General features: G+C 56.0%; 7 protein-coding genes and 1 pseudogene. 4 read left to right on the top strand and 4 right to left on the bottom strand.

Features of this window, described 5'->3' with window-relative positions; all coding sequences use genetic code 11:
- Positions 1-332 precede the first annotated feature (332 nt).
- The 4 genes from ACRCWW_RS12505 to ACRCWW_RS12490 all read right to left on the bottom strand — a co-directional run bounded on the left by ACRCWW_RS12505 (position 333) and on the right by ACRCWW_RS12490 (position 4,830).
- On the bottom strand, positions 333-1,313 hold the full coding sequence (locus ACRCWW_RS12505) for a LacI family DNA-binding transcriptional regulator (protein ID WP_438682697.1): 981 nt from the start codon (positions 1,311-1,313) through the stop codon (positions 333-335).
- A gap of 74 nt (positions 1,314-1,387) precedes the next feature.
- Positions 1,388-2,539, bottom strand: coding sequence for a Gfo/Idh/MocA family protein (locus ACRCWW_RS12500; protein ID WP_438682696.1), 1,152 nt, complete (start codon positions 2,537-2,539; stop codon positions 1,388-1,390).
- The gene (locus tag ACRCWW_RS12495) at positions 2,536-3,564 is read right to left on the bottom strand and encodes a sugar phosphate isomerase/epimerase family protein (RefSeq protein WP_438682695.1); all 1,029 of its coding nucleotides are present in this window, start codon (positions 3,562-3,564) and stop codon (positions 2,536-2,538) included. Before ACRCWW_RS12495 ends, ACRCWW_RS12500 begins: the two co-directional genes overlap by 4 nt.
- A gap of 21 nt (positions 3,565-3,585) precedes the next feature.
- A complete protein-coding gene (locus ACRCWW_RS12490) occupies positions 3,586-4,830 on the bottom strand; it encodes an MFS transporter (protein WP_438682694.1) in 1,245 nt (414 codons plus the stop codon).
- Between the two features lie 161 nt (positions 4,831-4,991).
- Between ACRCWW_RS12490 and ACRCWW_RS12485 the strand changes: the two are divergent.
- The 4 genes and pseudogenes from ACRCWW_RS12485 to paoC form a co-directional block, all read left to right on the top strand.
- A pseudogene (locus ACRCWW_RS12485) lies at positions 4,992-5,282 on the top strand (Bcr/CflA family drug resistance efflux transporter); the annotation flags it as partial.
- Between the two features lie 165 nt (positions 5,283-5,447).
- A complete protein-coding gene (gene paoA, locus ACRCWW_RS12480) occupies positions 5,448-6,137 on the top strand; it encodes an aldehyde dehydrogenase iron-sulfur subunit PaoA (protein ID WP_438682693.1) in 690 nt (229 codons plus the stop codon).
- On the top strand, positions 6,134-7,090 hold the full coding sequence (gene paoB / locus ACRCWW_RS12475; RefSeq protein WP_438682692.1) for an aldehyde oxidoreductase FAD-binding subunit PaoB: 957 nt from the start codon (positions 6,134-6,136) through the stop codon (positions 7,088-7,090). Before paoA ends, paoB begins: the two co-directional genes overlap by 4 nt.
- Positions 7,087-9,285: an aldehyde oxidoreductase molybdenum-binding subunit PaoC gene (paoC, locus tag ACRCWW_RS12470; RefSeq protein WP_438682691.1), complete on the top strand. Its 2,199-nt coding sequence runs from the start codon at positions 7,087-7,089 to the stop codon at positions 9,283-9,285. Before paoB ends, paoC begins: the two co-directional genes overlap by 4 nt.
- Positions 9,286-9,293: the final 8 nt, after the last annotated feature.

The following is a 9,293-nucleotide window of genomic DNA, read 5'->3' as shown; positions in this document are numbered from 1 at the left end:
AAGAGAAAGGGATGTAACCTGCCACGGAGCGGACAGATTCAGGATGTGAGCATAGAGTGACTTCTCGTCCATGATGATCTCTGGAGATAAAAACTACAGTTATCATGCACCCAGCCACCATAACAAGGGAAGACCCATTTATATACAGTATTATTCATTGACAGCCATGGTCAAGATCAAAAAGTAAGGATCCCGGCAACACCATGAGCATGCAAAGGATTTATAAGCACGCAAAACGTTCGTCCTTACTTGGCGGATCCAGTGCGGGGAGTATTTCTGTTTGGATGGCGAGTTTATAGCTTAGATTCGCGATGGCAGCCAAAAAAGTAGCCTCAGGCACTGGCGCGTGGAATAAAGCGCCAGTCCAGCATCACGCGTTCCATGGGCACATCCGGGTTTTCAATCTTATTGAGTAGCAGTTCCACGGCCTTGGCGCCGATTTCACGTGACGGTTGCTGGACCGTAGTAAGCTGCGGCGACACCATCTCGGCAAGCTCCGTGCCGTCGAAACCGACTACCGCAATATCTTCCGGCACCCGTAGTCCAGCCTGTTCAATGGCACGCATGGCTCCGGCCGCCAGCGAATCGGAAACGGCAAACACCGCATCCGGACGTGGGTTCATCGCTAACAGATTTTTCATCGCCGCCTTACCTGCCGCCGCACTCAGGTCGTTAGCATACTCAATGGCCGAACTCTCCAGCTTCTGCTTTTGCAGCACCAATTTATATCCCTGCTCGCGCAGAAAGGCGTATTTATAGCGGAGATCATGATTAATCAATGCAATCCGTTGACGCCCCATTGCCGCCAGATAACCCACAGCGTGTTCCGCAGCATCAATATCGTTGATGCCAACGCAAGACACCTCACCCGCATCGGCATATTCAGCACACTGCACCCACGGCGCATCACCAATGACGGTAGTCAGTTCCGGCAGATTGGCGAAGGCATCCATGGTGATAATCCCATCCACCATTTTACCAGCCAGTAAGCGCAGGCCCGATTTTGAACGCCCAATATCGGAGCCGGAATGGCACAGCAAAATGCGATAATCGTTTTTCTCCGCGGCTTCCTCTATTCCTTTCACCACCTCGGCGCAAAACGGGTTAGCAATATTAGACACCATCACCAAAATCATAGAGCTGCGCGCCGTCCTGAGCTGACGCGCCAACAGGTTCGGCTGATAATTGCTCTCTTTTATTGCCTTAAGCACCCGTTCGCGATTTTTCTCTTTCACCGTTTCACTGTTATTGAGCACACGCGATACGGTGGCGACCGAGACTCCCGCCAGTTGGGCGATTTTCTGAATTGACATACTACCCGATTCCCTGCAATTAACGCTTACGTGCAGGCTATCATAAAAACGTGCCCGGTATACCGGGCACAGGATTATTGTTCAACGCTGACCCAACACCGCTGTTGATGGCTTTTCACTATGGCATCAATGATATACATCACGTTCGCGCCTTCACTGAATGAAGCAAAACGACGCTCACGGGCATCCGGCATTTTCCCGGCGTGAACCGCCTTATAGAAATTGAGCATCATATTTTTAAACGCGTCCGGCCAGCCTTCGCTGTGACCACCGGGGAAATGCGCCTGCCCGCTAATATCACGATTGAGTAAGCTCGGATCATCGCTTAGCAACTGATTCGCCTGGCTGCGTTTGCCAATCCATAATTGCTGCGGGGTTTCCTGATCCCACGACAGTGAGCTCGCGCTGGCGTTGATATCAAAATGCAATCGGTTCTTACGCCCGGCGCTCACCTGCGAAACGCTAAAGCAGCCTTTGCTGCCATCGTCAAAGCGGAACAAGACAGAACCCGCATCTTCAGTGGTGACCGGAATATTCTGATACTGCGCGTCAGGACGATGCTCGCTAAAGGTGGCTTCTGCGGTAACGCTGGCTTTACGTGTAGGCCAGACGATAGCGAGGTCCGCCATCACCTCAGTAATACGCCGCCCGGTCACGAACTGGACGGTATCGCACCAGTGGGAGCCGATATCGGCTACCGCACGCGACACGCCGCCCTGCTGCGCATCCACACGCCAGTTGAAGTCGGTTTCCAGCAGCATCCAGTCCTGATGATAGCCGCCATAGGCCGAAAAGAGCCGCCCGACGCTACCGTCGCGCATCATACTCGCCGCCTGCTGCACCATCGCAAACTGGCGATAGACAAAGCTGACCCCGTGTACCACGCCCGCAGCCTGCGCCAGTTGCTCCAGCTCTCTGGCCTCTTCCGGCGTCAGGCACAGCGGTTTCTCCGAGAACACGTGTTTACCTGCTTTGAGGATCTGGCGGTTCACCTGCGCGTGCAGAAAGTTTGGCGTGCAGTTATGCACGACCTGTATTCCAGGATGCGCCAGCAAGGCATCAATATCGCCATAGGCATGAGGGATATTCAGCTGGCGCGCCTTGTTTTGCGCCTGTTCCAGTGACGCATCGCACAGGGCCACTACTTCCACAAATCCCAGCCGACGCAAAGCTTCAACATGCGCCGGGCCAATAAACCCGGAGCCAACAATGCCGACCTGAATCATACACGACCCTCCCTGCCTGCAGCGAAGTCATCAAACGCCCGTGCGGACACGGGGATGATATGCCGCTGGATAAATTCACTGCCTTCCCGCGCACCAACTTGCGCATCCTTCAGGCAACATTCCCACTCCATCACCGCCCAGCCGTCAAAATCATACTGGGTCAGCTTGCTGAAAATCTTTTTAAAATCAATGTCGCCATCACCGAGCGAGCGGAAGCGTCCAGGGCGGTCGGCCCAGTTTTGATAGCCGCCGTAGACCCCGCTACGCCCGTTTCTTTGAAACTCAGCATCCTTGACGTGAAATGCCTGAATACGCGAGTGGTAAATATCGAGATACGCCAGATAATCAATATGCTGGAGGTGCAGATGGCTCGGATCATACAGCATATGGCAACGCGGGTGGTTATCAACCTTGTGCAGAAAACGCTCAAAGGTCACGCCGTCGTGCAGATCTTCACCGGGGTGAATTTCATAGCACACGTCAACACCGTGCTCGTCAAAGCAGTCGAGAATCGGCCGCCAGCGTTTAGCCAGTTCGTTAAACGCGTCATCCAACAGCGCGGCGTTATGCGGTGGCCACGGATAAAACCACGGCCAGGCCAGCGCCCCGGAAAAAGTCGCATGGGCTTTAAGCCCCAGCCGCGCTGAAGCCTGTGCGGCTTTCTTCACGCTGTCTACCGCCCACTGCTGACGCGCCGCCGGGTTGCCTTTAACGGCTACAGGCGCAAAAGCATCGAAAGCCTGGTCATAGACCGGATTCACGGCGACAAGCTGCCCTTCGAGGTGAGTCGACAGTTCGCTAATCACCAGGCCGTATTCTGCCAGCCGTCCTGCAATATCATCGCAATAGGTCTGGCTGGCGGCGGCCTGCTCAAGATTAAAAATGGCGGGATGATTGCACGGCAGCTGTAGCGCCTTAAACCCCAGCTCTGCCGCCCATTGTGCCAGCCCATCAAGCGTATTAAACGGCGGTTGACCGCCTATAAACTGCGCCAGAAAAATCCCCGGCCCCTTTATGGTTTTCATACCCTTACGTCCTTAAAAAAATTACGCCTGTTCTTTATCGTCGTATTTAAACGAGACCAGGAAAATCAAAGCAATTACGACTGCGGCAACCGCGGGGATCCACCAGAAACTCACCCAGGCCTGTGGTACGGTTTGCCCGGCCACCAATTGGTTGTACAGCGCACCAGAAATCTGCGAGCCCAGCAGCATGCCGATACCGTAAGTGAACATCACCACCATGCTCTGTGCCTGACCTTTTACCTTCTCACCTGCCACGCGATCGGTGTAGATAAAGCCCACCACAAAGAAGAAGTCGTAGCATACGCCGTGCAACAGAATGCCGAGATAGAGCAGGAAGCGCATTTCTTCATTGATGCCCAGCGCGAAGAACATGTAGCGCACAAACCACGCCAACATGCCGATTAGCAGCATGTATTTCACGCCCAGACGACGGAACAGCAGCGGGATAATCAACATAAAGACGATTTCAGACATCTGCCCAAACGACATTGCGGTACTGACGTCACCCACGCCCGCGTCAGCCAGGAATGAGGCTGTGTAGGCGTAGTAGGTACCTAACGGCACGGAGATCAGAGTGGCGCAGAGGGCGAACACCAGGAAATGTCGGGTTTTCAGCAGGGCAAACGCGTCGGCACAAAAGAGATCGCGCAGTTTTAACGGCTGGCCTTTGGCTGGGGCTGGCGTGTGAGGTAGCGTCAGACTGTAGACCGCCAGTATCACCGAGCAAAGTGCTGCCAGCGTAAAGATGCCGGTCGTGTCCGAAATACCGGTCACACCGATAAAAATCCCGGCAATAATCCAGCCGATGGTGCCGAAGACGCGTACCACCGGGAAGGTTTTGTCGATGTTATTCAGACTGTGGAATGCAATATTGTTGGTAAGCGCCAGCGTTGGCATGTAACACAGGGTGTAACCAAACAGCAGGCCGATCAACAGCGCGCCATTCTCAGTCACCAGCGCTTGTGGCACAAACCACAGGATCACCGCGCCCAACAAGTGCATTACTGCCATCACCTTTTGCGACGGGAAGAAACGGTCAACCAGCATCCCCAGCACAAACGGCGAAAGGATAGAGGCTATTGGCCCTGCAGAGAAGGCATCTCCTATCAGCAAAGACATATTGTGATGACTCATCACCAGGCCCAACGTGACCGACCAACTACCCCAGATAAAGAACTGCATAAACATCATTAATGACAGCCGCGGCACCAACAGCCGATGCCGTACGCCGCTGTTTTCAGGAGCATGTGTTGTTGTGGAAACCATGTTTTCACCCTCAAGTAATCGATTACAAAAACAATTCAAAACAAAAGTAATCGATTACAAATTAAAGTTCTCGCACAACAAACCAGATTTGCAAGGCAGATCACGATTAAAAAATCGCCGAAGATCGTCAGGGATCAAATACGTTAGCGGGATCACAGATTGTAGGTGGCATTACCGTGATTGTCGGCGCTGTGTTCGTGTTCTTCTCTATGAATGGCATCATCGCTGCAACCTCCACGGCTTGCGCTCTGGACGCAGTGCCTAATGTGGCTGGCTCCGCGTCGGCGCTAATGGGTGCATTACAATACGGCAGCGGCATCATCTCTTCACTTCTTCTTGCCCTGTTCAGCGATGGCACCCCGTGGACAATGGGTTGGATAATTGCGCTGTTCACGCTTGCCAGTGCAGCAATTGCGCTCACAACGAAAGCAACAAACTCGCTCGCATCATGATCATCAACCTCCCGGCGAATATGAATTTATTAGCCGGGCTCATAGCTGCATTCGTGTTTTAAGAATAATCCCCCTGCTCTCGCCGACTATGCTTAACGTTTAAAAAAGCAACAGCATTCTCGCAGCACACTCTTTTTTTCCCCTTTCGAATACCGGAGGCCTGGCATGAGCAACCAAGGCGAATACCCCGAAGATAATCGGGTCGGGAAGCACGAGCCGCACGATTTTAGTTTGACCCGACGCGATCTGATTAAAGTGAGCGCCGCCACAGCGGCAACTGCCGTTGTTTATCCTCATTCTACACTTGCGGCAAGCGCTCCGGCTGCCACACCCGCGCCAGAGATAATGCCCCTGACACTTAAGGTGAACGGCAAAACCGAGCAGTTGGACGTTGATACCCGAACCACGCTGCTGGACGCACTGCGCGAGAATCTGCATCTGACCGGCACCAAAAAAGGTTGCGATCACGGACAATGCGGAGCCTGTACCGTGCTGGTCAACGGTCGCAGACTCAATGCCTGCCTGACGCTTGCCGTCATGCACCAGGGGGCAGAGATCACCACCATTGAAGGCCTGGGTTCGCCAGAGCATCTCCACCCGATGCAGGCCGCCTTTATTAAGCATGATGGCTTTCAGTGCGGCTACTGCACCTCCGGGCAAATTTGCTCATCAGTAGCGGTGCTAAAAGAGATTCAGGACGGCATTCCGAGCCACGTCACCCTCGACCTGGTGTCCGCGCCTGAAATGACAGCCGATGAAATTCGTGAGCGGATGAGCGGCAACATCTGTCGCTGTGGTGCATACGCCAACATCCTGGCCGCCATCGAGGACGCTGCAGGGGAGATAAAATCATGAAGGCGTTTACCTATGAACGTGTAAACACCCCGGGCGAAGCGGCGCTTAGTGCTGCGCGGGTTCCCGGCGCCAAATTTATTGCAGGCGGCACCAATCTGCTGGACCTGATGAAGCTGGAAATTGAAACGCCCACCCACCTTATCGATGTGAACGGGCTTGGGCTGGACAAGATTGAGGCAACTGACGCGGGCGGCCTGCGCATCGGCGCACTGGTGCGAAACACCGATTTGGCTGCTCACGAGCGCGTGCGTCGGGATTATGCCGTGCTCTCCCGCGCCCTGCTCGCTGGCGCTTCCGGCCAGTTACGTAATCAGGCCACCACCGCCGGTAATCTGCTCCAGCGCACGCGCTGCCCCTATTTTTACGATACCAACCAACCCTGCAATAAACGTCTGCCCGGGAGCGGCTGTGCGGCACTTGAAGGCTTTAGCCGTCAGCACGCGGTGGTAGGCGTAAGCGAAGCCTGCATTGCCACCCATCCGAGCGATATGGCGGTCGCGATGCGATTGCTGGATGCGGTGGTGGAAACCATCACGCCGGAGGGAAAGACTCGCAGTATCACACTGGCTGATTTTTATCGCCCACCAGGGAAAACCCCGCACATTGAAACCGCCCTGCTTCCCAGTGAGCTTATCGTTGCGGTGACGTTACCTCCGCCGCTCGGCGGAAAGCATGTCTACCGCAAGGTGCGCGATCGCGCCTCCTACGCCTTTGCCCTGGTGTCGGTCGCAGCGATTATCCAGCCAGACGGCAGCGGGCGCGTCGCGCTGGGCGGAGTCGCGCATAAGCCCTGGCGCGTTGAGGCCGCGGACGCTCAACTGTCTCAGGGCGCGCAGGCCGTGTATGACGCTCTGTTCTCCAGCGCCCATCCCACTGCTGAAAACACCTTCAAACTCCTGCTGGCGAAACGAACGCTTGCCTCCGTATTGGCTGAAGCGAGGGCACAGGTATGAAATTTGATAAACCCGCAGGGGAAAACCCGATCGATCAACTGAAGGTTGTCGGTCGCCCCCATGACCGCATCGACGGACCGCTGAAAACCACCGGCACTGCACACTACGCCTACGAATGGCATGAAGAAGCCCCCAACGCCGCCTATGGCTATATCGTCGGTTCCGCCATTGCCAAAGGACGCCTCACCGCCCTTGATACGGACGCTGCACAAAAAGCGCCGGGCGTACTGGCTGTCATCACCGCCAGTAACGCCGGGGCACTCGGCAAAGGCGACAAAAACACCGCCAGACTGTTAGGCGGCCCCACGATTGAGCACTACCATCAGGCCGTTGCGTTGGTAGTGGCCGAGACTTTCGAACAGGCGCGAGCGGCGGCCGCGCTGATACAAGCGCACTATCGTCGAGAGAAAGGAGCTTACTCCCTGGCAGATGAGAAACCGGCTGTCAGCCAGCCGCCGGAAAAAACGCCCGACAAAAACGTCGGTGACTTCGATGGCGCGTTCTCCACTGCGGCGGTAAAGATTGATGCCACTTACAGCACCCCTGACCAGAGCCATATGGCGATGGAGCCTCATGCCTCGATGGCCGTCTGGGATGGAAATAAGCTCACCCTCTGGACCTCAAACCAAATGATTGACTGGTGCCGCACCGATCTTGCCAAAACGTTGAAAGTACCCGTGGAGAATGTGCGTATTATCTCCCCGTACATTGGCGGTGGGTTTGGCGGCAAGCTGTTCCTGAGAAGCGATGCGTTGCTGGCGGCCCTCGCCGCCCGTGCGGTGAAACGCCCGGTTAAAGTGATGCTTCCCCGCCCCGCGATTCCCAATAACACCACGCACCGCCCCGCCACCCTTCAGCACCTGCGTATCGGTGCCGACCAGAGCGGGAAAATCACCGCTATCTCACATGAAAGCTGGTCCGGAAACCTCCCCGGCGGCACGCCGGAAACAGCGGTGCAGCAAAGCGAATTACTCTACGCAGGGGCAAACCGTCATACCGGGCTGCGGCTCGCCACACTCGATTTGCCGGAAGGGAATGCCATGCGTGCACCCGGCGAAGCCCCCGGTCTGATGGCGCTCGAAATCGCGATGGATGAACTGGCGGAAAAAGCGGGCATCGATCCCGTCGAGTTTCGCATTCTGAATGACACTCAGGTTGACCCCGCCGACCCGACGCGCCGCTTCTCTCGCCGTCAGCTCATCGAGTGCTTGCGCACCGGAGCGGATAAATTTGGCTGGAAACAGCGTAACGCCACACCCGGGCAGGTGCGCGACGGGGAGTGGCTGGTTGGCCTCGGCGTCGCGGCGGGCTTTCGCAATAATCTGCTGGAGAAATCAGGCGCGCGGGTTCACCTGGAGCAAAACGGCACCGTTACCGTGGAAACGGACATGACCGACATTGGTACCGGCAGTTACACCATACTGGCCCAAACTGCGGCGGAAATGCTTGGCGTACCGCTGGAACAGGTTGCGGTTCATCTCGGCGATTCCAGCTTTCCGGTTTCTGCGGGTTCTGGCGGACAATGGGGCGCGAATACCTCCACCTCCGGCGTTTACGCCGCCTGCGTGAAGCTTCGCGAGATGATTGCCTCGGTCGTCGGGTTTGATCCTGAGCAGTCGCAGTTTGCCGATGGCAAGATTACCAGCGGTGCTCGCAGCACTACGCTGCATGAGGCCGCGTCCGACCGCAGACTGACAGCGGAAGAGAGCATTGAGTTCGGCACCCTTAGCAAGGAGTACCAGCAGTCGACATTCGCCGGACATTTTGTGGAGGTCGGCGTGCATAGCGCGACGGGTGAAGTTCGGGTCCGGCGTATGCTCGCGGTGTGTGCAGCAGGACGCATCCTGAATCCGAAAACGGCACGCAGCCAGGTCATTGGCGCCATGACCATGGGCATGGGCGCGGCACTGATGGAGGAGCTGGCGGTGGATGACCGTCTGGGCTACTTCGTTAATCACGATATGGCGGGGTATGAGGTGCCGGTCCATGCAGATATTCCGCAACAGGAGGTAATTTTCCTGGATGATACCGACCCCATATCCTCCCCGATGAAGGCCAAAGGCGTCGGTGAGCTGGGCCTGTGCGGCGTGAGCGCGGCTATCGCCAATGCGGTGTACAACGCCACTGGCATTCGGGTACGCGATTATCCCATCACCCTGGATAAGCTGCTCGATAAGCTGCCGGATGGGGTTTAAGGAGGAAC

The organism is Scandinavium sp. (assembly GCF_051650185.1).
Lineage (GTDB): Bacteria > Pseudomonadota > Gammaproteobacteria > Enterobacterales > Enterobacteriaceae > Scandinavium.
The sequence above is the reverse complement of the archived record's forward strand: the minus strand, read 5'-3'. Positions and strand labels throughout refer to the sequence as shown.

What these genes read in the sequence shown, in the direction of transcription:
- ACRCWW_RS12505 (WP_438682697.1), bottom strand. Translation starts at nt 1,313, where the DNA reads ATGTCAATTCAGAAAATCGCCCAACTGGCGGGAGTCTCGGTCGCCACC.
- ACRCWW_RS12500 (WP_438682696.1), bottom strand. Translation starts at nt 2,539, where the DNA reads ATGATTCAGGTCGGCATTGTTGGCTCCGGGTTTATTGGCCCGGCGCAT.
- ACRCWW_RS12495 (WP_438682695.1), bottom strand. Translation starts at nt 3,564, where the DNA reads ATGAAAACCATAAAGGGGCCGGGGATTTTTCTGGCGCAGTTTATAGGC.
- ACRCWW_RS12490 (WP_438682694.1), bottom strand. Translation starts at nt 4,830, where the DNA reads ATGGTTTCCACAACAACACATGCTCCTGAAAACAGCGGCGTACGGCAT.
- paoA (WP_438682693.1), top strand. Translation starts at nt 5,448, where the DNA reads ATGAGCAACCAAGGCGAATACCCCGAAGATAATCGGGTCGGGAAGCAC.
- paoB (WP_438682692.1), top strand. Translation starts at nt 6,134, where the DNA reads ATGAAGGCGTTTACCTATGAACGTGTAAACACCCCGGGCGAAGCGGCG.
- paoC (WP_438682691.1), top strand. Translation starts at nt 7,087, where the DNA reads ATGAAATTTGATAAACCCGCAGGGGAAAACCCGATCGATCAACTGAAG.